General features: G+C 70.7%; 19 protein-coding genes. 11 read left to right on the forward strand and 8 right to left on the reverse strand.

Features of this window, described 5'->3' with window-relative positions; genetic code table 11:
* The first annotated feature begins 135 nt into the window (after positions 1–135).
* From AB0I45_RS06545 to AB0I45_RS06555, 3 genes are read left to right on the forward strand one after another with little or no spacing between them, the layout of a single operon-like run.
* Positions 136–336: a hypothetical protein gene (locus AB0I45_RS06545; RefSeq protein WP_137319625.1), complete on the forward strand. Its 201-nt coding sequence runs from the start codon at positions 136–138 to the stop codon at positions 334–336.
* A gap of 8 nt (positions 337–344) precedes the next feature.
* Complete coding sequence (locus tag AB0I45_RS06550) at positions 345–1,682, forward strand: glutamine synthetase family protein (RefSeq protein ID WP_137320473.1); 1,338 nt, start codon at positions 345–347, stop codon at positions 1,680–1,682.
* Positions 1,682–4,711 carry a bifunctional [glutamine synthetase] adenylyltransferase/[glutamine synthetase]-adenylyl-L-tyrosine phosphorylase gene (locus tag AB0I45_RS06555; RefSeq protein WP_295688073.1) on the forward strand — a complete coding sequence of 1,010 codons (3,030 nt, stop codon included), beginning with the start codon at positions 1,682–1,684 and terminating at the stop codon, positions 4,709–4,711. Before AB0I45_RS06550 ends, AB0I45_RS06555 begins: the two co-directional genes overlap by 1 nt.
* A 48-nt stretch (positions 4,712–4,759) precedes the next feature.
* On the opposite strand, the gene glgC is transcribed toward AB0I45_RS06555, so the two are convergent.
* Entirely contained in the window at positions 4,760–6,034 is a 1,275-nt protein-coding gene (gene glgC / locus AB0I45_RS06560; protein WP_137319627.1) for a glucose-1-phosphate adenylyltransferase, read from the reverse strand.
* A gap of 172 nt (positions 6,035–6,206) precedes the next feature.
* On the opposite strand from glgC, the gene glgA reads away from it, so the two are divergent.
* The 4 genes from glgA to AB0I45_RS06580 all read left to right on the forward strand — a co-directional run bounded on the left by glgA (position 6,207) and on the right by AB0I45_RS06580 (position 10,153).
* Entirely contained in the window at positions 6,207–7,391 is a 1,185-nt protein-coding gene (glgA, locus tag AB0I45_RS06565; RefSeq protein ID WP_295688068.1) for a glycogen synthase, read from the forward strand.
* A 59-nt stretch (positions 7,392–7,450) separates the two neighbouring features.
* On the forward strand, positions 7,451–8,869 hold the full coding sequence (locus AB0I45_RS06570) for an ATP-binding protein (protein ID WP_360317435.1): 1,419 nt from the start codon (positions 7,451–7,453) through the stop codon (positions 8,867–8,869).
* On the forward strand, positions 8,854–9,552 hold the full coding sequence (locus AB0I45_RS06575) for a response regulator transcription factor (protein WP_360317437.1): 699 nt from the start codon (positions 8,854–8,856) through the stop codon (positions 9,550–9,552). The genes AB0I45_RS06570 and AB0I45_RS06575 overlap by 16 nt, the downstream gene beginning before the upstream one ends.
* Positions 9,553–9,682: 130 nt before the next feature.
* Positions 9,683–10,153: a hypothetical protein gene (locus tag AB0I45_RS06580; protein ID WP_247619063.1), complete on the forward strand. Its 471-nt coding sequence runs from the start codon at positions 9,683–9,685 to the stop codon at positions 10,151–10,153.
* A 5-nt stretch (positions 10,154–10,158) separates the two neighbouring features.
* Here AB0I45_RS06580 and AB0I45_RS06585 read toward each other — a convergent pair whose 3' ends face one another.
* Entirely contained in the window at positions 10,159–11,619 is a 1,461-nt protein-coding gene (locus tag AB0I45_RS06585) for a mycothione reductase (protein ID WP_360317441.1), read from the reverse strand.
* Positions 11,620–11,717: 98 nt separating this feature from the next.
* Positions 11,718–13,142 (reverse strand): type I glutamate--ammonia ligase, encoded by a 1,425-nt coding sequence (glnA, locus tag AB0I45_RS06590; protein ID WP_247619065.1) that lies wholly within the window; start codon positions 13,140–13,142, stop codon positions 11,718–11,720.
* Positions 13,143–13,284: 142 nt separating this feature from the next.
* Between glnA and AB0I45_RS06595 the strand changes: the two genes are divergently transcribed.
* Positions 13,285–13,725 carry an RDD family protein gene (locus tag AB0I45_RS06595; RefSeq protein ID WP_247619066.1) on the forward strand — a complete coding sequence of 147 codons (441 nt, stop codon included), beginning with the start codon at positions 13,285–13,287 and terminating at the stop codon, positions 13,723–13,725.
* Between the two features lie 178 nt (positions 13,726–13,903).
* Here AB0I45_RS06595 and AB0I45_RS06600 read toward each other — a convergent pair whose 3' ends face one another.
* Positions 13,904–14,638 carry a DUF4191 domain-containing protein gene (locus AB0I45_RS06600; protein WP_137319635.1) on the reverse strand — a complete coding sequence of 245 codons (735 nt, stop codon included), beginning with the start codon at positions 14,636–14,638 and terminating at the stop codon, positions 13,904–13,906.
* Between the two features lie 239 nt (positions 14,639–14,877).
* On the opposite strand from AB0I45_RS06600, the gene AB0I45_RS06605 reads away from it, so the two are divergent.
* Complete coding sequence (locus AB0I45_RS06605) at positions 14,878–16,632, forward strand: hypothetical protein (RefSeq protein WP_345030952.1); 1,755 nt, start codon at positions 14,878–14,880, stop codon at positions 16,630–16,632.
* A gap of 42 nt (positions 16,633–16,674) precedes the next feature.
* Here the strand turns inward: AB0I45_RS06605 and sucB are convergent, their stop codons facing one another.
* The 3 genes from sucB to AB0I45_RS06620 all read right to left on the reverse strand — a co-directional run bounded on the left by sucB (position 16,675) and on the right by AB0I45_RS06620 (position 21,761).
* Entirely contained in the window at positions 16,675–18,639 is a 1,965-nt protein-coding gene (sucB, locus tag AB0I45_RS06610; protein ID WP_345030954.1) for a 2-oxoglutarate dehydrogenase, E2 component, dihydrolipoamide succinyltransferase, read from the reverse strand.
* Between the two features lie 21 nt (positions 18,640–18,660).
* Positions 18,661–20,052: a dihydrolipoyl dehydrogenase gene (lpdA, locus tag AB0I45_RS06615; protein ID WP_345030956.1), complete on the reverse strand. Its 1,392-nt coding sequence runs from the start codon at positions 20,050–20,052 to the stop codon at positions 18,661–18,663.
* A gap of 194 nt (positions 20,053–20,246) precedes the next feature.
* Positions 20,247–21,761, reverse strand: coding sequence for a leucyl aminopeptidase (locus AB0I45_RS06620; RefSeq protein ID WP_345030958.1), 1,515 nt, complete (start codon positions 21,759–21,761; stop codon positions 20,247–20,249).
* Positions 21,762–21,882: 121 nt separating this feature from the next.
* Here AB0I45_RS06620 and AB0I45_RS06625 point away from each other — a divergent pair, with 121 nt between their 5' ends.
* Complete coding sequence (locus AB0I45_RS06625; RefSeq protein WP_137319640.1) at positions 21,883–22,971, forward strand: quinone-dependent dihydroorotate dehydrogenase; 1,089 nt, start codon at positions 21,883–21,885, stop codon at positions 22,969–22,971.
* Here the strand turns inward: AB0I45_RS06625 and AB0I45_RS06630 are convergent.
* Positions 22,946–23,605, reverse strand: a complete 660-nt coding sequence (locus AB0I45_RS06630) for a DUF3043 domain-containing protein (RefSeq protein WP_247619071.1) — start codon at positions 23,603–23,605, stop codon at positions 22,946–22,948. The two genes, AB0I45_RS06625 and AB0I45_RS06630, sit on opposite strands and share 26 nt — an antisense overlap.
* Positions 23,606–23,626: 21 nt before the next feature.
* Here AB0I45_RS06630 and AB0I45_RS06635 point away from each other — a divergent pair, with 21 nt between their 5' ends.
* Positions 23,627–25,030 carry a dipeptidase gene (locus tag AB0I45_RS06635; protein ID WP_247619072.1) on the forward strand — a complete coding sequence of 468 codons (1,404 nt, stop codon included), beginning with the start codon at positions 23,627–23,629 and terminating at the stop codon, positions 25,028–25,030.
* Positions 25,031–25,073 lie beyond the last annotated feature (43 nt).

Consider the following 25,073-nt stretch of genomic DNA (forward strand, 5'->3'; position numbering starts at 1 on the left):
GCCGAGCAAACCTTTAGACGGTGGGACGGGGACGCGGCCCGGCACGGCGGTAAGGTGGGAGCGGAACCCGCCAACCGCGTGCGGACCGGGGGCGCAGCCGCCCCACCGCACCCCCGCAGCCGAAGGAGACCCGAGATGTCGGACGCGAACACCGATGCCGGTGCAGAGAAGTTCTGGTACAACACCAAGACGAACCAGGTGGAGAAGGGGCGCGCGAGCGCGTGGGAGAACCGGATGGGCCCCTACGACACCGCCGAGGAGGCGCAGAACGCGCTGTCCCGGGCCGCGGAGAACACCGCGGACTGGGAGTCCGAGGACCGGGACTGGAAGTCCTGATGGGATCCATGAACCGCCAGCAGGAGTTCGTGCTCCGCACCGTCGAGGACCGCGACGTCCGGTTCATCCGGCTGTGGTTCTCCGACGTGCTCGGCCAGCTCAAGTCCGTCGCCATCGTCCCGGCGGAGCTCGAGGGCGCATTCGGCGAGGGCATCGGGTTCGACGGCAGCTCCGTCGAGGGCTTCTCCCGGGTGTTCGAGTCCGACATGGTCCTGCGCCCCGACCCCTCGACCTTCTCGCTCCTGCCGTGGCGCGGGGAGTCGGAGCCCACCGGCCGCATGTTCTGCGACATCTACTCGCCCGACGGCCATCCCGCGGCATCCGATGCCCGCAACGTGCTGCGCCGGACCATGGATCGGGCGGGTGAGCGCGGCTTCACCTTCTACGTCCACCCTGAGATCGAGTTCTACCTCTTCGAATCCGGGGAGCTCGGCGGCCGCCCGCCGGTGCCCGTCGACACCGCCGGCTACTTCGACCACGTCAACGGCGGGACCGCCAACGACTTCCGCCGGACCGCCGTGCAGACGCTCGAGGCGATGGGGATCTCCGTCGAGTTCTCCCACCACGAGGCCGGCCCCGGCCAGAACGAGATCGATCTGCGCTATGCCGACGGCCTCACCATGGCCGACAACGTCATGACCTTCCGGGCCCTCGTCAAGGAGGTGGCGCTGCAGCAGGGCGTCTACGCATCCTTCATGCCCAAGCCGCTCGCCGACCGGCCCGGCAACGGCATGCACACGCACATGTCGCTGTTCGAGGGGGAGAGCAACGCCTTCTACGAGCCGGCAGGGGAGTACCAGCTCTCGCAGACCGGCCGCCGGTTCGTCGCCGGCCTGCTCCGCCACGCCGCGGAGATCAGTGCCGTGACCAACCAGTACGTCAACTCCTACAAGCGGATCTGGACCGGCCACGAGGCGCCGAGCTACATCTGCTGGGGCCACCGGAACCGCTCTGCGCTGATCCGGGTGCCGCAGTACAAGTCCGGGAAGTCCTCGTCGGCGCGCATCGAGTATCGCGGCATCGACTCCTCCGCCAACCCGTACCTCGCCTACTCCGTCATGCTCGCCGCCGGGCTCAAGGGGATCGAGGAGGGCTACGAGCTCCCCGAGGAGGCGGAGGACAACGTGTGGACGCTCAGCGACAACGAGCGCCGCGCCATGGGCATCGAGGCGCTGCCGGCGAGCCTCGACGAGGCGCTGGCACGGATGGAGGACAGCGAACTCGTCGCCGAGACCCTGGGCGAGGAGGTGTTCGACTTCTTCCTCCGCAACAAGCGCGAGGAGTGGAACGACTACCGTGCGCAGGTCACCGAGTACGAGCTCGGCCGGCACTTCACCGCACCCTGATGCGCACGCGACGCGGCGACCCGGCGCGCTCGGGCGGGGCGGGGACGTCCGCCCGGGCCCAGCGGTTCATGGGCGAGGCGGACGAGCTCCTCGGGGCCGAGGTGCTCGCCGGCCCCGCCGTCGCCGGCCTGCTCAGTGCGGCGGCGGATCCCGACGCCGCCGCGCTCGGCGTCCTCCGGGTCGTCGAGGCGGTGGCCCGCGAGGGGGAGGGGGATCGGCTGCGTGCCGCCCTCGCCGGGTCCCCGGCCTTCCTGTCCCGTCTCATCCTGCTCGCCGGCGCCTCGGAGGCGAGCATCGATCACCTCGTGCGCTGGCCGGACTCGGTGTTCGTGCTCAACGGCGAGGACACCCACCTCATCGTCGGCTCCGAGGACGCCGCACCGGACGCGCTGCGGCGGACGCTGTTCACCGCCGTCGGCGCTGATCCGGATGCCGAGCTCCCGACCGCGACGATGACGGGGGAGGAGGCCGTGGCCGCGCTGCGCCGCCGCTACCGCGACCTGCTCGTCCAGGTCACCGTCGACGACCTCGCCGCCCTCGAGCCGACATCGATCGTCGAATCCGTCACCGCGCTGCTGAGCGACCTCGCCGCCGGGGTGATCGACGCCGGTCTGACGATCGCCCGCGCGGAGACCGAGGACGCCGACACCGCCTCGCTCGCCGTCATCGGGATGGGCAAGTGCGGGGCGCGCGAGCTCAACTACGTCAGCGACGTCGACGTCGTGTTCTGCTACGCCGCGCGCGGCGAGGCCCCCGACGACACCGCAGCCCGGGCCGCGACCCGCCTGGCGCTGCGGCTCGTCGAGATCATCAGCGGCTCCGCGGCCGAGCCCGCGCTGTGGGAGCTCGATGCCGCGCTCCGCCCGGAGGGCAAGGCCGGACCGCTCGTGCGCAAGCTCGAGGAGTTCGACCACTACTACGCCGAGGTCGCCCACAACTGGGAGTTCCAGGCCCTGCTCAAGGCCCGCCCGATCGCCGGCGACGCCTCACTCGGCGCCGCCTGGTACGACACCCTCAACCCCTACGTGTGGACCGCCTCCGGCCGCGATGGGTTCATCGAACAGGTCCGCGCGATGCGGGTGCGGGTCGTCGACCTCATCCCCAAGAAGGAGACCGAGCGGCAGATCAAGCTCGGCCCCGGCGGGCTGCGCGATGTCGAGTTCTCCGCCCAGCTCCTCCAGCTCGTCCACGGTCTCGCCGACGACCGGATCCGCGTCCCCACCACCCTGCGGGTGCTCGCCGCGCTCGGCGAGACCGGGTACATCGCCTCCGCCGATGCCGCCGATCTCGCCGAGGCCTACCGCTTCATGCGGGTCGTCGAGCACCGGCTGCAGATCCCCCGCATGCAGCGCACCGCCCTGCTGCCCGACCAGGAGTCGAAGCTGCGCACGCTCGCGCGCAGCGTGTACGCGCTCGGCGACCGCTCGGAGGGGCGTCTGGCCGACGACCGCACCGCCCACAGCAAGCGGGTGCGCGGCCTGCACGAACAGATCTTCTACCGCCCGATCCTCGAGGCCGCCGCGGGGCAGGACGCGCTCACCGCGATGTCCGCCGAGGCCGCTCGAGCCCGCCTGGCCGCGTTCGGGTACCGGGGCACGAAGGCCGCGATGGGCCACATCGCCGCCCTGACCTCCGGGGTGAGCCGCGCCGCCGTCGTGCACCGCCAGGTGCTGCCCGCGCTCCTCGACTGGTTCTCCGAGGGCGTCGACCCCGATGCCGGCCTGCTCGCGTTCCGGCGGCTCTCGGAGTCCCTGTCCGGGTCGAACTGGTACCTCAAGCTGCTCCGCGACTCCGGGGTCGCCGCGCGGTCCATGGCACAGGTGCTCTCCCTGTCGGAGTTCGCCACCGGCCTCCTGCTCCACAATCCCGCGGCCGCCGCCTGGCTCGACGATCAGGAGCGCCTGCAGCCGCGCAGCGTGGACTCGCTGCGCCAGGAGGCCGCAGGTCTCCTCGAGCGGCACGGCGCCGAGGCGGTCGAGCCGATCCGTGCGCTCTACAGCCGCGAGGTGCTCCGCACGGCGCTGGGCGACGTGCTCGACGCCGTCGAGCTCCCCGCGATCCCCGGCATCCTCTCCCAGCTCATGGAGATCACGATCGACGCCGCGCTGTCCGCCGTGCGCGCCGGGCTCGACGCCGAGGCCGATGTCCCCGACTACGAGTTCGCGGTGATCGCGATGGGCCGGCTCGGCGGGGCGGAGATCGGCTACTTCTCCGATGCCGACGTGATGTTCGTCCACCGTCCGCTGGTGGACGACCTCGACTCCGAGGCCTCGGGGCGTCTGACGGCGCACGTGAAGAAGGTGGCGCTGGCGCTCACCTCCGCGCTCGGCGGCACCGGATCCGCGAGCCTCGAGATCGACATCGACGCCGACCTCCGGCCCGAGGGCAAGTCCGGCCCGCTCGTCCGCGGACTCGAGTCGTACCGCCGCTACTATGCCAAGTGGTCGGAGCCCTGGGAGGCGCAGGCGCTCCTGCGCGCCCGCCCGATCGCCGGTTCGGGAGAGCTGCGCGAGGCGTTCGACGCGCTCATCGACCCCCTGCGCTATCCCGGCGAGGTCCCGGTGTCATCGCTGCGGCAGATGCGCCGGCTCAAGGCCCGGATGGAGAGCGAGCGGCTGCCGCGCGGGGCGGACCCCAAGCGGCACATCAAGCTCGGCCGCGGCGGGCTGTCCGACGTCGAATGGACGGTGCAGCTCCTGCAGCTCCGCCATGCGGCGGATCATCCCGGCCTGCGGACCACCTCGACGCTCGGGGCGCTCCACGCCGCGGTGGATGCCGGGCTCGCGGGGGAGGACGATGCGCGGACGCTCGAGACCGCCTGGTCGATGGCGACCGCGCTGCGGTCGGCGGTGATGCTGTTCCGCGGCCGCACCGCCGCTGCGCTGCCCGCCGACCACACCGAACTCGAGGCCGCCGCCCGACTCATGGGCTACCGGCCGGGCAGCGCGCAGCGGCTCGCGGAGGAGTACCTCGGGGCGACCCGGCGTGCGCGCAAGGTCATGGAGCGGCTGTTCTACGAGTTCGACTGAGCCGCACTCAGGGGTGGGGCCGCACCACACTCAGGGGAAGGGCCGCACTCAGGGATGGAGTCGCGGGGCGTCGTCGAACGGGTCGTCGTTGACGGTGTGGTTCTTCGGCACGACCGTGAGCCCGCTGTCGGTGACGGTGAAGCCGCGTCGCCGGTCGACCTCGGGGAACAGCCCCACGGTCTCGCCGGGCGGCACCACCGAGTTCTTGTCGAGGATCGCCCGGTGCACCCGCGCGCCGCGGTCGATCCGCACATTGTCCATGGCGACCGAGGCGGACACCGCCGCGAGCGAGTCGACGGTCACCCCCTGGGAGATCACCGAACCCTCGACGTAGCCGCCGGAGATCACGACGCCGGGGGAGACGATCGAATCGACGGCGCGACCGGGCTGGTGGTCGATGTCGTGGACGAACTTCGCCGGCGGCAGCACCGTGTGGCGGGTGTAGATCGGCCAGCGCATGTTGTACAGGTCGAACGACGGGACCGGGGCGATGAGGTCCATGTGGGCGTCGTAGAACGAGTCGATCGTCCCGACGTCCCGCCAGTAGCCGTGATCCTTGCTCCCGGACCCGGGGATGACGTTGTTCGCGAAGTCGTACACGCCGGCCTCGCCGCGGGACACGAACGAGGGGATGATGTCCCCGCCCATGTCGTGGGAGGAGGAGTCGTCCTTGGAATCGGAGACGACCGCGTCGATGAGCGCCTGCGCATCGAACACGTAGTTGCCCATCGAGGCGAGGAACTCGCCGGGGGAGTCGGGCAGGCCGGGGGTCGAGGCCGGCTTCTCGACGAAGGCGGAGATCCGGCTCGGGTCGTCCTCGACGGTCTCGATGACCCCGAACTGCTTGGACAGGGCCACCGGCTGCCGGACGCCGGCGACGGTCGCGGGCAGGCCGGATTCCAGGTGGGCGTCGATCATCTGCCGGAAGTCCATCCGGTACACGTGGTCAGCGCCGAGCACCGCGACGATGTCGGGCTTGGCGTCGAAGATCAGGTTGAGGCTCTGGAAGATCGCGTCGGCGCTGCCCTGGAACCAGCGCTTGCCCACCCGCTGCTGGGCGGGCACGGAGGCGATGTAGTTGCCGAGCAGGGAGGAGAACCGCCAGGTCTCGGAGATGTGCCGGTCGAGCGAGTGCGACTTGTACTGCGTGAGCACGACGACCTCGCGCAGGCCGGAGTTCACGAGGTTCGACAGGACGAAGTCGATGAGCCGGTAGCTGCCGGCGAACGGGACTGCGGGCTTGGCGCGGTCATAGGTCAGCGGCTGCAGTCGCTTGCCCTCGCCACCGGCGAGGACGATGGACAGTACGCGGGGATCCGACATTCGCAGTCCTTCTCCGATGGAGGTCGAGCGGGCACTTCTCACTCTATTCGCTCGCCCCGCCCACGCCAACACTCCCTGTGACCTGCGGTTCGCCCGCAAGCGCACCCCACAGCGAACGCCCTGCGCTCCGGCGCCGCTCACGCCCGCAGGTGGTCCGTGATTAGATTGGGGCGTGCGTACAGACATCGTGTCCAAGGAATTCCCGCCCGAGGTCTACGGCGGTGCCGGCGTCCACGTCGCCGAGCTCAGCGCCGTCCTCGCGATGCTCATCGACGTGCGCGTCCACGCCTTCGGCGACCGGCGCGACATCCCTTATGCCACCGGCTACCCAGAGCTGTCGGCGCTGGCCGACCAGAATGCCGCGATCCGCACGCTCGGCGTCGACCTGTCGATGATCGCCGGGATCGCCGGGGCCGACCTCGTGCACTCCCACACCTGGTACGCGAACATGGCCGGCCACCTCGCCTCCCTCATGTACGACATCCCGCACGTGCTGTCCGCGCACTCCCTCGAGCCCCTGCGGCCGTGGAAGGCCGAGCAGCTCGGCGGCGGCTACGCGATCTCCTCGTGGGCCGAGCGCACCGCCTACGAGCACTCCGCCGGCGTCATCGCCGTGTCCGAGGGCATGAAGCGCGACATCCTGCGCGTCTACCCGCAGATCGACCCCGGGAAGGTGCGCGTCGTCTACAACGGCATCGACTCGAGCGCCTGGCAGCCGAACGAGGACACCGCGGTGCTCGACGAGTACGGCATCGACCCGCGGCGTCCGAGCGTCGTGTTCGTCGGCCGGGTGACCCGGCAGAAGGGCCTGCCCTACCTGCTGCGCGCCGTCGCCCTGCTGCCCGAGGACGTCCAGGTGGTGCTCTGCGCAGGCGCACCGGACACCCCGGAGATCGCCCAGGAGGTGGCCGGGCTCGTCGCCGAGCTGCAGGAGACCCGCTCCGGCGTCGTCTTCATCGACACCGTGCTGCCGCGGGAGAAGCTCACCCAGCTCCTCACACACGCGACGACCTTCGTGTGCCCGAGCGTCTACGAGCCGCTCGGCATCGTCAACCTCGAGGCGATGGCCTGCGGCGCGCCGGTCGTGGGCACCGCGACCGGAGGGATCCCCGAGGTCGTGCTCGACGGCGACACCGGGATCATCGTGCCCATCGATCAGCTCGACGACGGGACCGGCACCCCGAAGGATCCCGAGGCGTTCGTCCGGGACCTCGCCGAGGGCCTCACCCGCATGGTCTCCGACCCCGACCGCGCCCGCGAGATGGGCAGGCGGGGCCGGCAGCGTGCCGTCGACACCTTCTCCTGGGAGCAGATCGGCCGCGAGACCGTGCAGGTGTACGAGTCCCTGCTGCGCTGACGATGCGGGCGCGGCTGCGGGAATCGGCGAGCTCGTTCCGGGGCCGCACCCTCCTCGTCGTGCTCTCCACGATCTTCGCCGGCCTGCTCATCGCCGGCGGCCTGAGCTTCGCGTTCCAGGCCAAGAGCGCCTCCGACCGGGCGAACAACGAGCTCGACGACGAGATCGCCGACCTCCGCACCCTCTCCGCGGCCGGCGACGCCGAGGGCGAGCCCTTCGAATCGCTCACCGAGCTGCTCTACGCCGCGATGACCGCCGACGTGCCGGGCGCGCACGAATCCTTCGCCGCGATGATCGACGGCGAGATCGTGTACGTGCCGGCCGGGGAGCGCACCGTCGACATCACCCATCCGGCGCTGCTGGCAGAGATCGAGAGCCGCAGGACCCCTGACCGGACCGTCACCACCGACGTGTCCTACGAGTCCGAGCTCATGCGGGTGGCGATCGTCCCGGTCACCGTGCCCGGCGACGAGTCGCAGGGCTACTTCATCATCGCCTACGACCTCGGACGGTTCTACGACGAGGTCGCACAGGGCGCCTGGATCTACGCCGGGGTCAGTCTGTTCACGCTCGTCCTCGTCGGGGTGCTCGGCGCCGGGGTGATGGCGCGGATGCTGCGTCCGGTACACGAGATCAACGAGGTCGCCGGGAGGGCCGACGCGAACGATCTCAGCGCGCGCGTCGCGGTGACCGGCACCGGCGACGAGATCGACCGGCTCGGCGCGAGCTTCAACTCCATGCTCGACCGGGTCCAGGACGGGGTGGAGGAGCAGCGCCGCTTCCTCTCCGATGCCGGGCACGAGCTCAAGACGCCGCTGACGATCATCCGCGGCAACCTCGAGGTCGTCGACGAGACCGATCCGGCCGACGTCGTCGAGACCCGTGACCTCGTGCTCGACGAGGTCGACCGGATGAGCCGCATCGTCGCCGACCTCTCGCTCCTCGCCGCAGCCGGGCACGCCGACTTCATCCGGATCGGCCCGGAGTCTGCGGCGTCGATCGTCAGCGAGGTCGCCGCGAAGGCCTCGAGCCTGGGCCCGCAGCGATTCACCGTCGCCACCTCCGTCGATCAGGAGATGGTCATCGACCGGCAGCGGATCGCGCAGGCCCTGCTCCAGCTGTGCCGCAACGCGGTGAACCACACCCCGCCGGAATCGAGCGTGGTGATCTCGGCTGCGGCCACCACGTCCCCGGCCACCCACCCCGAGGCCGGGCCGGCGGTGCTGTTCCGCGTGGCCGACGACGGCCCCGGCATCCCGTACGAGGAGCAGCCGCACATCTTCGACCGGTTCCGCCGCGGATCCGGCAGCGGCGGCACCGAGGGCTCCGGCCTCGGGCTCGCGATCGTCGCCGCGATCGCCCACGCGCACGGCGGCTGGGTCGACCTCGAGTCCCGGCCCGGACACGGCGCCGCATTCACCATCGTCATCCCCCGCACCCCCTGGAGAACGGAGCCGGCACCATGGCACACATCCTGATCGCCGAGGACGAGGCGAACATCGCCCGCTTCATCGCCAAGGGCCTGACGAAGGCCGGGCACACCTCCGACGTCGCCGCCGACGGCATGTTCGCCCTCCAGTCCGCGCTCCACGGGGCGTACGATCTCATCGTGCTCGACGTCGGGCTGCCGACGATCGACGGCTTCGCGATCCTCGCCGCGCTGCGGGAGTCGAAGAACACCACGCCGGTCATCATGTGCACCGCACGGACCTCGAGCGAGGACACCGTGCACGGTCTCACCGGGGGAGCCGACGACTACCTGGCGAAGCCGTTCCAGGTCTCCGAGCTCGTCGCACGGGTGGAGCTCCGCCTGCGCGACCACCAGCAGCACCGGGCGGAGGCGGCGCCGGCGGCGGAGGCGCTCCCCCTGCGTGCCGGGGCGATCGAGCTCGATGCGCACGCCCGCACCGCGATGGTCGGGGATCGGCGGGTGGACCTGTCGGCCCGGGAGTTCATGCTCGCGGAGCTCTTCGTCACCCATGCCGGCACGGTGCTCTCGCGCGACCAGATCCTCGAGCGGGTGTGGGGGCTCGACTGCGACGGCCGGTCGAACGTCGTCGAGGTCTACGTGCGGTACCTGCGCCAGAAGTTCGGCGCGGAATCGATCGAGACGGTGCGCGGCCTGGGCTACCGGATGCTTCAGGATCCGCCGGTCGGCTGAGGAGCCCGCGTGACCCGGACACCGGCCCCGGGCCGCACCGGGGCGGATGAGAGATTTCTCATCCGCGACTCATCCGCGGCTCATCCCCGGCCGGGACCATGGAGACATTCGTAGGAGGAAGGCGGAACCCGTGCGCACCCTGATCACCATCGGCGCCCTGATGCTCGCCCTCATGGCCGGGATCGGGCTGTGGGTGACGGATTCGATGTCCCCGACGGATTCCCAGAGCGAACCGATCGTCGGCAACTCGCAGGACGCCGGTGCAGGGGAGACCGAGGCCGCCGAGGGCGCGGAGGGGGAGGCCGGTCTCGACCCCTCGGAATCCGCGGCACCCCCGGCGGGCGAGGCCGAGCGGCCGGAGTTCCAGGTCGAGCGCAGGCAGCCCGCACCCGAGCGCGAGAGGTCCGGGGGCGGAGGTTCCGGCAGCGGCGGCTCCGGCGGGGGATCGAGCAGCGGCGGCGGAGGCGGATCCGCCCCGCAGGAGGTCGCTCCGCCCCCGCGCGCGCCCGGCGGCGGAGGGGATGACGATGACGACGACTGGGACGATGACGACTGGGACGACGACGATGACGACGACGATGACGATGATGACGACGACTGAGCCCGTCAGTCGGTGAACTCGAGGCCGAGCAGGGCGTTCTCCACCGCCTCCGTCAGGGCGGGGTGGATCCAGTACTGCTCCCGGGCCATCCGGTCCGCCGGCAGGCCGAAGGCCATCGCCTGGATGAGCGGCTGCACGATCATCGACGCCTCATCGCCCATGAGGTGCGCGCCGAGGATCAGTCGGGTGCTGCGGTCGGCGATGATCTTGACGAACCCGGTGGTGTCCTCGAGCGCCCAGCCGTAGGCGACGTCGGCGTACTCCTGGATCTTCACCGTGTACTCCGCACCCGAGGCCCGGACGGCATCCTCGGTCGCGCCCACGGAGGCGACCTGCGGGCGGGAGAACACCGCGGCGGGCACCGCGCGGTGGTTCGTCGTCTCGAGCGCGGAGTCCGGTGCAGCGCCCGGGGCGCCCGCGGCGATGTCGGCGAGGAGGTTCGCCTGCACGATCCGCGCCTCGTGATTCGCGACGTGCTTGAGGAGGTGCGGCGAGCTGATGTCGCCGAGCGCGAACACCCCGGGCAGGGGAGCACCGTCGGAGAGCACGCGCTGGTGGTCGTCGACGGCCACGCGTCCGGCGACGACGTCGATGCCGGCCGCATCGAGGCCGAGGCCGTCGATGTTCGGCACCCGGCCGGTGGCGAGCAGCACGACGTCGGTGGTGATGTCGTCCGGGACGGGGGAGTCGGGAACCCGGCCGGAGGCCTCGAGCTGGAGCCGGACGCCGTCCGCGGACACCTCGGCCTGCCGGATCTGCGTCCCGAGGTGCACCCGGTGGTGGGCGGAGAAGGCGCGGGTGAAGCGCTCGGTGACGGTGGCATCGGCGGCGGTGAGCAGCCCCTCGCCGCGCACGAGCACGGTGACGTCGACACCGAGGGCCGAGAACACGTGGGCGAACTCGGCGGCGATGAACCCGCCGCCGACGATCGTCATGGTCTCCGGCAGCGCGCTCATCCGCATGACGGTGTCGTTCGTCATGACGGGATAGCCGGGGGTGTCGACGCGGTCGGTGTCGATGCCCGGCAGGGCGGGGATCTGCGCGCGGGAGCCGGCGGCGAGGACCACCCGGTCGGCGGTGAACTCCGTGCCGGACGCCGTGGTGAAGGACTTCGGGCCGGTGAACCGGACGTGTTCGGGGTAGACGGTGACGTTCGGCTGCCGGTTGGTCCGGTACTCCCGGCCGCCGGCCTCGATCGGGTCGATCCGGCCGAAGACGCGGTCGCGGATCGCCGGCCAGTCGGCACCGCCGAAGGAGGTGCGGATCCCGAAGGCCGAGGAGTCCGCGGCGGCCGCGGCGAGGTCGGCGGTGTGGACGAACATCTTCGTTGGGATGCAGCCGACGTTGAGGCAGGTGCCGCCGAACAGGCCGGCCTCTGCGATCGCCACCCGGAGGCAGTCGAAGCGCTCGTCGACGATCGAGTTCCCGGAGCCGGTGCCGATGATGAGGAGGTCGTAGTGGGTCATGGCCCCAGTCTAGGACGCACCGAGGGGGAGCATCCGCACGGATGCTCCCCCTCGGTGCGGACGGTCATCGGCAGGGTGCCGGTGACCGTTCCGGTCGATCAGATCGAGTAGTAGAGCTCGAACTCGGTCGGGGTCGGACGGAGGCGGGCGACCTCGATCTCCTCCTCGCGCTTGATCCGGATCCAGGTCTCGATGAGGTCATCGGTGAAGACGTCCCCGGCGGTGAGGAAGTCGTGATCGGCCTCGAGCTCGTCGAGCGCCTCGTCGAGCGAGTTCGGCACGAGCTTGATGTCGCCGAGCTCCTCCGGCGGAAGCTCGTAGAGGTCCTTGTCGATCGGCTCCGGCGGCTCGATCCGGTTCTTGATCCCGTCGAGTCCGGCCATGAGCTGGGCGGAGAAGGCGAGGTACGGGTTGCACGACGGGTCCGGCACGCGGAACTCGAGGCGCTTGGCCTTGGGCGAGGAGCCGGTGACCGGGATGCGGATCGCGGCCGAGCGGTTGCGGGCCGAGTACACGAGGTTGACGGGCGCCTCGTACCCGGGGACCAGGCGGCGGTAGGAGTTGATCGTCGGGTTGGTGAACGCGAGGACCGCACCGGCGTGCTCGATCAGACCGCCGATGTACCAGCGGGCGAGGTCGGACAGACCCGCGTAGCCGTTCTCGTCGTAGAACAGCGGCTCGCCGTCCTTCCACAGCGACTGGTGGCAGTGCATGCCCGAGCCGTTGTCGCCGAACAGGGGCTTCGGCATGAAGGTCGCCGACTTGCCGAACTCCCAGGCGGTGTTCTTCACGACGTACTTGAAGTCGAGCAGCTGGTCGCCGGCCTTCTTGAGGGAATCGAACTTGTAGTTGATCTCCTGCTGGCCCGCGGTGCCGACCTCATGGTGGGCGCGCTCGACCTCGAAGCCGAGCTCCTGCAGGGTGAGCGAGATGGCGTCGCGCACATCGGCGAAGTGGTCGGAGGGGGACACCGGGAAGTAGCCGCCCTTGTAGGGGGTCTTGTAGCCGAGGTTGCCCCCGAGCTCCTCGCGACCGGTGTTCCAGGCCGCCTCCTCGGAGTCGATCTTGAAGAAGCCGTGACCCGGGTCGTTCTGGTACTGGATGCTGTCGAAGAGGTAGAACTCCGCTTCGGCGCCGACGTTGACGGTGTCGGCGATGCCGGTGCTCTTGAGGTAGGCCTCGGCCTTGGCGGCGACCTGGCGCGGATCGCGCGAGTACGGCTCATCGGTGAACGGGTCGACGATGGAGTGGTTGACTACGAGGGTCTTCGCATCGCGGTACGGATCGATGAAGGCCGAGGAGACGTCGGCGAGGAGCTTCATGTCCGACTCGTGGATCCCCTGGAATCCGGTGATCGACGAACCGTCGAACAGCAGGCCGTCGTTGATCTCGTCCTCGCCGTAGGCGGAGGCCGGGAGGTTGAAGTGCTGGACCACTCCGGGGAGATCGCAGAACCGGATGTCGACGAACTGGACGTCGTTGTCCCTGAGATAGGACACGAGTTCGGAAGATGTGGAGAACAAGCTCACTCCTGGTGTCGGGCTGGGAGGACGCTGCGGCAGGATTGCCGCGACGTCATACCCTCAGTCTAGTGGGCGGCGTGAATCCGCGGTATCGCCCGTGTTTCGAGCGTGTTACACGCCGTGGGCCGGTACCCTGGTAGGTGTGATCGATCGCGACGACCTCGGCTCCTGGCTCGACGGCCCCCAGTTCAGCGCCCCCGCCGACTACTGGCCGGGGAAGAATCTCGGCCTGCCGGAAGCGGGCCCCGGCTCCATCGCGCCGCTCGGCCGACGCCTCCTCGGAGTCCTCCTCGACTGGGCGATGTGCTACGCGATCGCCGCGTTCCTCTTCGACGCGCACCCGCTGGCGATCCTCTCGATCTTCGCGGTCGAGAACCTCGTCCTCGTCTCCACCCTCGGCATGACGGTGGGGCACTGGGCGTTCGGCGTGCGCGTGATGAATCTCGCCGGCCGCGCACCGGGACTGCTCGCCGGTCTCATCCGGACCGCGCTGCTGCTGCCCGTCGTCCCCGCACTCATCAGCAACGTCGACAACCGCGGCTTCCACGACGTCGCGGCGCGCACGGTGATCGTCCGCCGCTGAGCCGTGGCGCCGGGGACCACCGGCGGCCGGTGCGATCGATCCGGGTGCTGATCCGTGGCCCCGCGGCCCACCCTCACCTGCAGCATTCGCGCCGGAGGTCATCCACGCCGGAGGCCGGGGCCGACGTCCCCGTCGTACCCCGGCCTCCGTTGCGCGGGTGGGCGCCTGCGGCCCGGCCTCAGCGGCCGCGCAGCGCCTTGCGGTCCGGCCGGGCCCGCATCGGGTCGATGCCCTTGGGGATCGGCGGGCGCGTGGTCATCGAGCCGAGTGCGGTGAGCCGCTTGCGCACGGCGAGCACCTCGGCCTTGTTGAGCGGCCGCGGCACCTGGTGGACGGTCTTGACGATGCGGCTCATCGGGATCTGCTCATCGCCCTCGCCGCCCTGGAAGGTATGGATCGGCACATTGGGCAGCACGCGCTCGTGGCGCTTCTTCTCCTTGGCGAGCATCTTGGCCGAGCGGTTCTTCGGGCCCTCGCTGAACAGGATCACTCCGCCCTTGCCGGTCGAGCGGTAGACGAGGTCCCGGGTCCGCGGGTCGACAGCGATCGGCTGCTCGTCCATGAGCCAGCCGCGCCGGGCGGTGTTGAGGACCGCGCCGATCGAACCCGGCTGGCCGCGCATCTCCTCGAACGCGGCGGTCTCCGCGAAGCGACCGAGCATGAACAGGGCGAGGAACACGCCGAGGAGCAGACCGAAGATCACCCACAGCCACATCGCACCGAACACGAACCCGGCGATGACGCCGAGGCCGATGCAGCCGACGATCGCCGCAGCCATGAGCCACACGGACGCCGGGTTGTGGCGTCGGGCGAGCTGCACGACCTGCTTCATCTGGGCCAGGCGGCCGGTCTTGTTGGGATCCTTGGGCCTGCGCTTGAACAGCCCGCGGCGCTTCTCTGAGTCTGTTGACATTCTCTCGCTCGATCGATGGCGGATGATTCCTCGCTCAGCAAGTTTACCCTCTCCCGCGCGGCGCCGTGGGACGCCGTCGTCCACAGGGCCGGCAACGCTCTTGTGCTCCGCGTCGACACCTGGTGGAATGATGCGAACGACCGCACAGGACATCAAACGACACTGAGCGAGATCAACAGAGTGATTCCGACGGGCGCCGGACCGGTGCTCCACCATCACCGCGAGCGAAGGAGCCGAGCGTGGACCGGCAATGGCACGTCGAGGCCGAGGTGGCACCGGGGATCGCCCGGATCCGTGCGGGGGAGGACACCGCGTGGTTCCTCCCAGGCGAACCGGCGGCAGCCGAGGCGATTCTGCAGGAAGCACGAGGGGGCGCCACCGGGATCCGGCACATCACGGTCCTCGGGCCGGGCGGCGACGAGGCCACCGGGGTCCGGGTCCCGCGGTTCGCCGGCGGGCTGCTCGTCGATGTCCTGCGCTCGTGTGGGGGATTGTCGAGCGCACAGACGATCGGTGTCCTGCAGGAGTGCTTGACCGCCCTGGCGGAGACCCCTGCAGCGCCGCCGGGCCGGACCCGCCTGCACCGGCACGTGTTCGCCCTCGATGCCGAGGGGGCGATCCGGACCGTCCCGTGCCACACGGCGGCGGCCGGTGCGGTGGAGCCGCAGGTCGAGCTCGGGGAGATCGGGTACCTGTGCCTGACCGGACGGACCTGGACCGAGGCAGCGATCCCGGTGCGATCGCTGCGCCACGCGCCGGCGGAGCCGCTCGCGGTCATCGTCATCGAATTGCTCGAAGCCGCCGCGGAGCTCGACCTCGACATCCACGGGCTGCCGAGATCGCTCTCCGCTCGACTCGCCGCCGCCGGCGACGCTGAGCCGTTCCCGTTCCTCCCCGCGGAGGCCGCAGTTCCGGTCGCCGATGCGGTGACCGCTCAGATCCGGATCGATGCCGGGTACGCGGAGCGGCTCGCGGCTGCGGCGAACGGACGGGGCGCACGCGGCCGCACCGGTCCCGCAGACGGCGGCGTCGCTGATGACCCCGGAGCCGCTGAGGACACCGGGACCGCGGAGCCGACCCGCGGAGGTGCCGGGAGCGCAAGGAGAGCGCGCAGCGCCGCGGGAAGCGGGGGAGTCGGCAGTGCGGGGACCGTGCAGGCACCGGCCCCGTCCGGGGTGGGTCGACTCCGTCGGGCGGCCGGTCGGCGCGGAGCAACGGGTCGAGACGGGAATGCGGGGCGAGACGGGAGCACACGTCGGAGGAGGGCTCAGCACCGGAGCACGGCGGGGAACCGGAGGAGCGGGAGGCCTCGCCGGTGGCCGGGGCACTTCGGTGCCCTCGCCCCGGGCGAGCGCCTCGCGCGGGTCGCGGCCCGGTTGCGTCGGCTCGGACTGCGCCCGCTCGCGGCGATCGGTGCGATGCTCGCCGTCGTCATCGGGGTCCTCGTTCTCCTGCCCGCTCTCCAGACCGAGCAGCGGACGACCGCGGGGCCGAGCGCTGCGCCCGGGCCGACCGCATCCGGACCGTCCGGCAGCGCCGGTGCGGAGGCAGCGACGCCGGAGTCCTCTCCGCCGGCAGCCTCCGCCCCGCCCGGGTCCGCGACGACGGCCGCTCCGGAGCTGTTCGACCGGGACGACCCGTTCACGGCGTTCCGGGTCCTCACCGAGGCCCGGGCCGCAGCCTATGAAGCCGGTGACGCCGAAGCCCTGTCCACCCTCACGGTGCCCGGTTCGCCGGCGGCCCGGGCGGACGCCCGTGCGCCCGTCGAGGAGCACAGCGGTACGAGGGTGACCATCATGCTCGAGCTGCTCGGGGAGCCCGAGGCCGACGGGGATTCGGCACGGCTCGCGGTGCGCATGCACACGACGACCAGCGCGCCCGACGGCACAGCCGAGGACCACGGCCGGGTGAGCATCCGGGTGGAGCTGCGCTACGGCGCGGACGGCTGGCGCGTCTACCGGATCACGGACGGAGACGCCGCAGGGGCGGGATGAGCACAGTGCTCATCCCGCCCCTGCAGCGAGGAGACCCGTGGATCAGAGGTCGAGGTCCGCCTCGAAGTTGCCGTCCTCCAGGCGCGCCTTGATGGTCTGCAGGAAGCGTCCCGCATCCGCACCGTCGACGAGCTGGTGGTTGTAGGTCAGCGGCAGGTAGACCATGTCGCGGATCGCGATGCTGTCCTCCCCGTCGGCCGTCTTGACGACGACCGGACGCTTGGTGATGACACCGGTGCCGATGATCCCGACCTGCGGGGTGTTGATGATCGGGGTGTCGAAGAGCGCTCCGACGCTGCCGATGTTCGTCACCGTGAAGGTGCCGCCGGTGAGCTCATCGGGCCCGATCTTCTTCTCACGGGTCCGTGCGGCGAGGTCGTCGACGGCCTTCGCGAGGCCGGCGATGCTGAGCTCGCCGGCGTCCTTGATCACCGGGACGAGCAGACCGCGCTCGGTGTCGACGGCGACCGCGAGGTTCTCGTGATCGAAGTACGTGATCTCCTTGGCCTCGACGTCGTACACCGCGTTGACCTTCGGGTGGACCTGCAGAGCCTCGACGATCGCCTTGGCGAAGAACGGCAGGAAGCTGAGCTTCACCCCGTGCTTCTGCGCGAAGGCGTCCTTGTGCGCGGCCCGCAGCTTGGCCACCCGGGTCATGTCGACCTCGATGACCTGTGTGAGCTGCGCGGTCGTCTGCAAGGACTCGTGCATGCGCGACGCGATCGTCTGGCGGATGCGCGAGGCCTTCTCGGTGGTGCCGCGGAGCTTCTGCGCCTCCTCCGGGATCTCGTGCGTATACGCCTCGCGCTGCTCGCCCGCACCGCCGGCGACGGGGGCCGCCGCCTGCGAGGCCGCGGCGTTCTGCGCCGCGGAGAGCACGTCCTGCTTGCGGATCCGGCCGCCCACTCCGGTGCCGGACACCGTGGACAGGTCCACGCCCTTGGTCTTCGCGAGCTTGCGGACCAGCGGGGTGACGTAGGCGGCGTTCTCGGCGCTCACCGTGGCGGAGATATCGCGTCCGGAGCGGCCCTCGGACTTCTCCGCAGGCGCGGATTCCGCAGACTTCCCGGCGGGCTCGGACTTCTCGGACTCCTGCCCGGAACCCGTGTCCGGCTCGGGGTCCTCATCGGTCTCCGCATCGACCTTCTCCGCGGCCTTCTCGCCCTCGGCGTCGGTCTCCGCGGCCTCGTCGGCCTTGTCCTCGGGTTCGGCGTCGGCCTGGTCCTCGGCATCGGCGACCTCATCGTCGGAGGAGTCGTCCGAAGAGTCATCGGCGGTGTCGTCCGCGCCGGACTCGCCATCCGAGCTGTCCTCGGTGGGAGCTCCGGAGCCGATGAGTGCCAGCGGCTCGCCGACCTCGACGGTGTCGTCCTCCTCGGCGAGGAGCTTCTGCACGACGCCGGCGACAGGCGAGGGGACCTCGGTGTCGACCTTGTCGGTGGAGACCTCGAGCAGCGGCTCGTCGACCTCGATCTCGTCGCCGACCTCCTTGAGCCAGCGGGTGACGGTGCCCTCGGTCACCGACTCGCCGAGCGCCGGCATGGTGACCTCGGTGGCCTCGCCGGAGCCGGACGAATCCGACTTCGGGGCGGAATCCTCGCCGGCTGAGTCATCAGCAGAGTCGTCGTCCTCGTCATCGGCGTCGTCCTCATCCTCGTCGGCTGCGGACTCGTCGTCGGCCGGGGCGTCGTCGGAGGAATCTTCAGCATCGGAATCCGCCTCGGCATCGGCGGAATCCTCGGACTCGTCCGCGTCGGCGGAGTCGTCGGAGCCGTCGCCGATGACCGCGAGGTCACCGCCGACCTCGACGACATCGTCCTCGTCGGCGAGGATCTGCTCGAGCACGCCCGCGTAGGGGCTGGGAATCTCGGTGTCGACCTTATCGGTCGACACCTCGAGCAGGGGTTCGTCGACCTCGATCTCGTCACCGACTTCCTTGAGCCAGCGGGTGACGGTGCCTTCAGTGACCGACTCGCCGAGAGCCGGCATCTGCACGGAGTTGGACATAATGGTGTGTCTCCCTCGGGATCAGTTGTGGAAGTGGAGAGGCTTGCCGGCGAGCGCCAGGTGCGCTTCGCCGATCGCCTCGTTCTGCGTGGGGTGCGCGTGGATGAGCTGGGCGACCTCTTCGGGGAACGCCTCCCAGTTGACGATGAGCTGCGCCTCGCCGGCCTGCTCGCTCAGGCGCGCGCCGATGCCGTGGATGCCGAGCACCGGGCCATCCTTCTCGCGCACGACCTTGATGAACCCGTTGGTCTTGAGGATCGCCGACTTGGCGTTGCCACCGAGCGGGTACTCGACCTTCTCGATGCTGTCCTCGCCGTACTCCTCGGCGGCCTTCTTCTCGGTCAGGCCGACGGAGAAGATCTCCGGCTCGCTGTAGGTCACCCGCGGGATCCCGGACTCGATGATCGGGGCCGGGGACAGCCCGGCGATCTCCTCGGCGACGAAGATGCCCTGCGCGAAAGAGCGGTGGGCCAGCTGCAGCCCGGGCACGATGTCGCCCACGGCGTAGATGTTCCCGACCCCGGTGCGCTGGCGCTCATCGACGATGACGAATCCGCGATCGAGCGTGATGCCCTGGTCCTCGAAACCGAATCCCTCGGTCACCGGACCGCGGCCGACGGCGACGAGGAGCACCTGGGCGTCGATGACGGAGCCGTCCTCGAGCTTCACGTGGACCCCGGAGTCGTCCTGCTCGACGCTGTCGAACTTCACGCCCACCTGGAAACCGATCTTGCGCTTCTTGAACGCCTTCTCCAGGGCCTTGGAGATCGACTCGTCCTCGTTCGCGACGAGGTGGGGCAGGCCTTCGACGATGGTCACCTGCGAGCCGAACGAGGCCCAGACGCTGGCGAACTCGACGCCGATCACGCCGCCGCCGAGCACGACGGCCGATTCCGGCACCTCGTCGTACGTCAGCGCCTGCTCGCTCGTCATCACGCGATCACGGATGTCGATGCCGATGGTCTTCGAGGTCGACCCGGTGGCGAGCACCATGTGGGTGCCGGTGACCTCCATGGTCCCCTCGTCGTTGGTGACCTCGACGGTGTCCTCGGAGACGAGCTTGCCCTCGCCGGCGATGTAGTCGATGCCGCGGGCCTTGATGAGGCCCTGCAGGCCCTTGTAGTTCCGGTCGATGATGCCCTGCTTGAAGTCGAGGACCTTGGGCATGTCGATACCCTGGAACTCGACCTCGATGCCGAAGCCGCCGGCCTCGCGCGCGGAGTCGGCGACCTCGGCCGCGTGGAGGAGGGCCTTCGTGGGGACGCAGCCCCGGTGCAGGCACGTGCCGCCGACCTTGTCGCGCTCGATGAGCGCGACCTTCATGTCGAGTTGGGCGGCGCGCAGGGCGGCGGCGTATCCTCCGGTGCCACCGCCGAGGACGACGAGATCGTACGTGTTGTCCGGATCGCTCACGGATCGCTCCTCGCAGTACTGAAGGGGTGTGCCGAGGGTGACGGCACGTTTCCAATCATCTTTCCACTAATCGACGGAAATGTCGTGATGAGAGGTGCCGGAATTGCTGTAAGCCGCCTCACGCCCGAAGCCCGGAGGCCCGCCCGCCAGAGGGCGAGCCGGACTCGGGTGCACGCGCGGGGCCGGGCCGGTGCTCAGCGTCCGGAGAGCTGCGCGGCGACCTCGATGAGGGTGCGGACCGGGACCCCGGTGCCGCCTGCCGGGGTGTAGCCCCACGGGGATTCCGTGTTGTAAGACGGTCCGGCGATGTCGAGGTGCGCCCACTGCACACCGGGGGCGACGAACTCCGCGAGGAAGATGCCGGCGGCGAGCATGCCGCCGTGGCGCTTGCCGGAGTTCTTGAGATCGGCGACCGTGGAATCGAACTGGCGGCGGATCTCCTCGGGGAAGGGCATCGGCCACATCTGCTCCCCGGTCGCGCCGGCGGCGAGCACCACCCGGTTGCGCGCGCCGTTGGTGCCCATGACGCCGGACACCCGGGTGCCGAGAGCGACGATCTGCGCGCCGGTGAGCGTGGCGATGTCGATGACGAGGTCGGGATCCTCCTCCTGGGCGGCGACGAGTGCATCGGCGAGGACGAGGCGCCCCTCGGCGTCGGTGTTCGTCACCTCCACGGTCTTCCCGCCGTAGATCCGGATCACGTCACTGGGGCGCTGGGCCTCACCGCTGGGCATGTTCTCGGCGAGCGCGAGCCAGGCGGTGGCGCGCACCGGCAGGCCGAGGTCCGCGATCGCGAACAGCGCCTGGGCCGCGGCCGCGGCACCGGCCATGTCGGACTTCATGTCCTCCATCGAGGCCGCCGGCTTGAGCGACAGCCCGCCGGAGTCGAAGGTGATGCCTTTGCCGACGAGAGCCAGATGACGGGCGGCCTTGCGGGGGCTGTACTCGAGCTTGACGAGGCGGGGGCCGCGCGGCGAGCCCTGGCCCACGCCGGTGAGCCCGCCGTAGCCCTGCGCGGCGAGCTGCGCGGGGTCGAGCACGGTGACCTTGACCTTGCGTCCCTTCGCCTGCGCGGCGACGGTGTCCGCGAAGGTCTCCGGATAGAGGTCGAGCGGGGGCTGGTTGACGAGATCGCGGGCCCGGTTCGTCGCGGCGACCACCGGAGCGGCCCGGGTTACGCCGTGCGAGCCGTCCTTGTCGGTCGTGAGCACGGAGATCGCCGTCGGGCGGCGCTTGGCCTCCGGAGTGCTGCGGTACTCGGTGTACTGGTAGGCGCCGAGCCCGGCACCGGTGGCGATCGCCTCGGCGGCGGAAGCGGTGTCCGCGGGCAGGGCGAGGGCGACGGACTCGCCCTTCGACAGCGCCCGCACCGCGGTGCCGGCCGCCCGGCGGAGGACTTCATGCGCCTCGTCGGCGCCTGCCTCGCCGACGATGTCGAGCTCATCGAACTCACCGAGGCCGACGAGCAGCACGGAGCGGGCGGCGACGCCCTTGGGGGCCGGGATGCGCGCGTGCGAGTCGACCGCGCCGGAGAAGCCGACCGCGGCGGCCGCCGCGCCGAGCTCCGACTGCGCACCCTTGGGCAGATCGATGCCGGCCGGGAGGGCGGCGGTGCCGTCCTGGGACCGCATGCCGAGGACGAGCACGTCCGCCCGGGCCTTCGCCGGGGCGGTGCCGTCAGCGGTGATGTCGATCGTGGGGGAGGTCATGGATGTCCTTTCGTCGGGGCTGCTGTCCTGCTCACTGATCGTAGTCCGTCGTCCTGGCATCGCGGTGAGCGCCGGGGCGCGAGGCGCGCCGGGCCCGGTCGCCCGCCGTTAGGATGGAGGCGTGTACCGATTGATACTGCGCACCGTGTTCGTGCCGATGGACGCCGAGCGCGCTCATCGGATCAGCTTCGGCGGCCTGCGGGCGCTCGACCGGGTCCCCGGTGTGCGCGCCGCACTCGGCGCCCTGTTCAGCGCCGGCACCGGCGATCCCGCCGAGGTGCTGGGCCTGCCCTTCCCCAATCGGGTCGGGCTGGCGGCCGGGTTCGACAAGAACGCCGCCGGCGTCCGTGCGCTCGCACTGCTGGGCTTCGGGCACATCGAGGTCGGGACGATCACCGCGCACAGCCAGCCGGGTAACGCGCGACCCCGTCTGTTCCGGCTCCTCGACCACGACGCGATCCTCAATCGGATGGGTTTCAACAACGACGGTGCGCGCGCCGCGTCCTTCAACCTCCGCACCGCCCGCACCCGGGTCGCGCGGATGCCCCTGGGAAGGCAGCCGATCATCGGCGTCAACCTCGGCAAGACCAAGGTCGTCGACGCCGTGCGGGCGGCCGAGGACTACCGCGAGTCCGCGCGCATCCTCGCCCCGTTCGCGGACTACCTGGTCATCAATGTGAGCTCGCCGAACACACCGGGGCTGCGCGACCTCCAGTCCACCGCCGCCCTCGAGCCGATCATCCGTGCCGTCCAGGAGGCCGCCGCGTCCGCCGTGCCGGCGCCCCGTTCGCGCCTGGGCCACGTGCCGCTGCTCGTCAAGATCGCTCCCGATCTCGCCGACGCCGATGTCATCGCGGTGGCCGAGCTCGCCCTGCGCACCGGGGTGGACGGGCTCATCACGACGAACACGACGATCGACCGGACGGTGCTCGACGGGTCGGACCGGAGATTCGCCCTCGCCGAGGCCGGCGGGATCTCGGGCCGGCCGCTCGCCGGCAGGGCCTTCGACGTGCTCCGTCTCGTCAAGGCGCACGTCGGCGACCGGCTCGCGGTGATCTCCGTGGGCGGGGTGTCCGACGCCCGCGATGTGCGGGCGCGGCTCGCCGCCGGCGCCGACCTCGTGCAGGTGTACTCGGGGATGATCTACGGCGGGCCGTTCTGGCCCGGCCGCCTGCTGCGCGCGATCAGGCGGGGAACTCGCCGCGCTTGACCTGCGGCTTCGGGATGCGCAGCGGGCGCATCTGGATCGAGCGCATGACGAGGTAGAACGTCAGGCCCTTCTCGAGCCGGTCGCGGCCGCCGAACTTGTCGGCCATCCGGGCCTTGACGCGGTAGTTGAGGACCACGCTGTCGAGGATGACGAGCGCGAGGATGCCGTAGACGATGATGTTCGCGATGACTTGGAAGTCCGGGCCGCCGAACATGCCGACGACGAGCACGATGAGCGCGAGCGGGATGAAGAACTCGCTGATCGACCAGCGCGCGTCGACGAAATCGCGGACGTAGCGGCGCTGCGGTCCGCGGTCACGCGCGGTGAGGTACTTCTCGTCCCCCTGCATGACGCCGATCCGCGCCTGGTCGCGCTGCTTGCGCATCTCGTCGCGGGCGCGCCGGTTGGCCACCTTGCGGTCCTGCGGCACGAGCGGCTGCTTGCGGGCGGCCTGCTGCGCGCTCCGCTTGGGGGTCGGACGGTTCTTCTTCGCCTCTGCCGGATTCACCGCCGCGGGTGCCTCGGGGTGCCCGGGTGCAGGCGAGCCGGCCCCGCCGTCGGGCGTCGTCGCAGGGTCGGCGGCGGAGGAGCCGCTCGCACTCGGGGTCTCGGGGTTCTTGTTCCGTCCAAACACGCATTCAATAGTATCGGACGCATGACCGATTCGAATCCAGCATCCACCGCACCCCTCACCGCCGCCGCCCTCCGCACCGAGCTCGAGGCGATCATGCCCCGCGTGCTCGACTCGCTCGGCTCGCTCGTCGCGATCCCGTCGATCGCCTGGCCGACGCTGGACCCCGCTCCGGTTCGCGCCAGTGCCGAGGCGGTGGCCGATCTCGCGCGGGCCGCCGGGTTCGACCGCGTCGACATCCTCACCGCGCATACCCCCGACGGCACCCCGGGCTACCCTGCGGTCGTCGCCTCGATCCCGGCGCCCCCCGGTCGGCCCACGGTCGTGCTCTACGCCCACCACGACGTCCAGCCCACCGGTGACGAATCGCTGTGGGACACCCCGCCATTCACCGCGACCCGGGTGGGGGACCGGCTGTTCGGCCGGGGCGCCGCCGACGACAAGGCCGGGATCATGGTCCACCTCACCGCGCTCGAACTCCTGGGCGAGCGGCTCGGGGTGGGCGTGACGCTGTTCGTCGAGGGCGAGGAGGAGGCCGGCTCGCCGAGCTTCCGGGATTTCCTCGAGCGCTACCGGGAACGGCTCACCGGGGACGTCATCGTCGTCGCCGACTCCGGAAACTGGGCGGCCGGCGTCCCCGCGCTGACCTCGAGCCTGCGGGGGATGGCCGCACTCGAGTTCACCGTGCGCACCCTGGATCACGCCGTCCACTCCGGGATGTACGGCGGCCTCGTGCCGGATGCGATGCTCGCCATGACCCGGCTGCTCGCCACGCTCCACGACGACGCCGGAGCGGTCGCAGTGCCCGGCCTCGTGCGGCGGGAGACCGCCGACGTCGAGTATGAGGAGGGGGAGCTGCGCCGCGATTCGGGGGTGCTGCCGGACACTGCGCTCATCGGCTCCGGCTCGCTGGCCTCCCGCCTGTGGGCGCAGCCGTCGATCACCGTGATCGGTCTCGACAACCCGCACGTCGACGACTCCTCGAACACCCTGCAGGCCTCGCTCCGGGCCAAGCTCTCGATCCGGCTCGCGCCGGGCGACTCGCCGGAATCGGCACTCGCCGCGGTCAAGCAGCACCTGGCCGAGGCGGTCCCGTTCGGCGCGCAGATCGAGTTCGGCCCCGAGGAGAGCGGCAGCCCGTGGCAGGCCGATGCGGACGACCCGGTCACCGCGCTCGCCCAGCAGGCGCTCAGCGATGGCTTCGGTGTCGAGTGCGTGCGCATGGGGCTCGGGGGCTCGATCCCCTTCATCGCCGATCTCACCGCGGTGTTCCCGGCGGCCTCGATCCTCGTCACCGGGGTGGAGGATCCCGACGCCCGGGCGCACAGCGCGAACGAATCGCTCTATCTGCCCGACTTCGCCTCCGCGATCGTGTCCGAGGCGCTGCTGCTCGACCGCCTCGCACACGGCGCGGAGTCGGCGGAATAATGCACCCGGGACGGGCGTTCGTTCATGTAGCCTGTGTCCGAAC

It is taken from the genome of Brevibacterium sp. NPDC049920 (genome assembly GCF_040656435.1).
In the GTDB taxonomy this organism is placed as follows: Bacteria; Actinomycetota; Actinomycetes; order Actinomycetales; family Brevibacteriaceae; genus Brevibacterium; species Brevibacterium pityocampae.

What these genes read in the sequence shown, in the direction of transcription:
- AB0I45_RS06550 (WP_137320473.1), top strand. Translation starts at nt 345, where the DNA reads ATGAACCGCCAGCAGGAGTTCGTGCTCCGCACCGTCGAGGACCGCGAC.
- AB0I45_RS06575 (WP_360317437.1), top strand. Translation starts at nt 8,854, where the DNA reads ATGGCACACATCCTGATCGCCGAGGACGAGGCGAACATCGCCCGCTTC.
- AB0I45_RS06635 (WP_247619072.1), top strand. Translation starts at nt 23,627, where the DNA reads ATGACCGATTCGAATCCAGCATCCACCGCACCCCTCACCGCCGCCGCC.
- glgC (WP_137319627.1), bottom strand. Translation starts at nt 6,034, where the DNA reads ATGTCGGATCCCCGCGTACTGTCCATCGTCCTCGCCGGTGGCGAGGGC.
- AB0I45_RS06620 (WP_345030958.1), bottom strand. Translation starts at nt 21,761, where the DNA reads ATGACCTCCCCCACGATCGACATCACCGCTGACGGCACCGCCCCGGCG.
- AB0I45_RS06600 (WP_137319635.1), bottom strand. Translation starts at nt 14,638, where the DNA reads ATGTCAACAGACTCAGAGAAGCGCCGCGGGCTGTTCAAGCGCAGGCCC.
- AB0I45_RS06585 (WP_360317441.1), bottom strand. Translation starts at nt 11,619, where the DNA reads ATGACCCACTACGACCTCCTCATCATCGGCACCGGCTCCGGGAACTCG.
- sucB (WP_345030954.1), bottom strand. Translation starts at nt 18,639, where the DNA reads ATGTCCAACTCCGTGCAGATGCCGGCTCTCGGCGAGTCGGTCACTGAA.
- AB0I45_RS06545 (WP_137319625.1), top strand. Translation starts at nt 136, where the DNA reads ATGTCGGACGCGAACACCGATGCCGGTGCAGAGAAGTTCTGGTACAAC.
- AB0I45_RS06555 (WP_295688073.1), top strand. Translation starts at nt 1,682, where the DNA reads ATGCGCACGCGACGCGGCGACCCGGCGCGCTCGGGCGGGGCGGGGACG.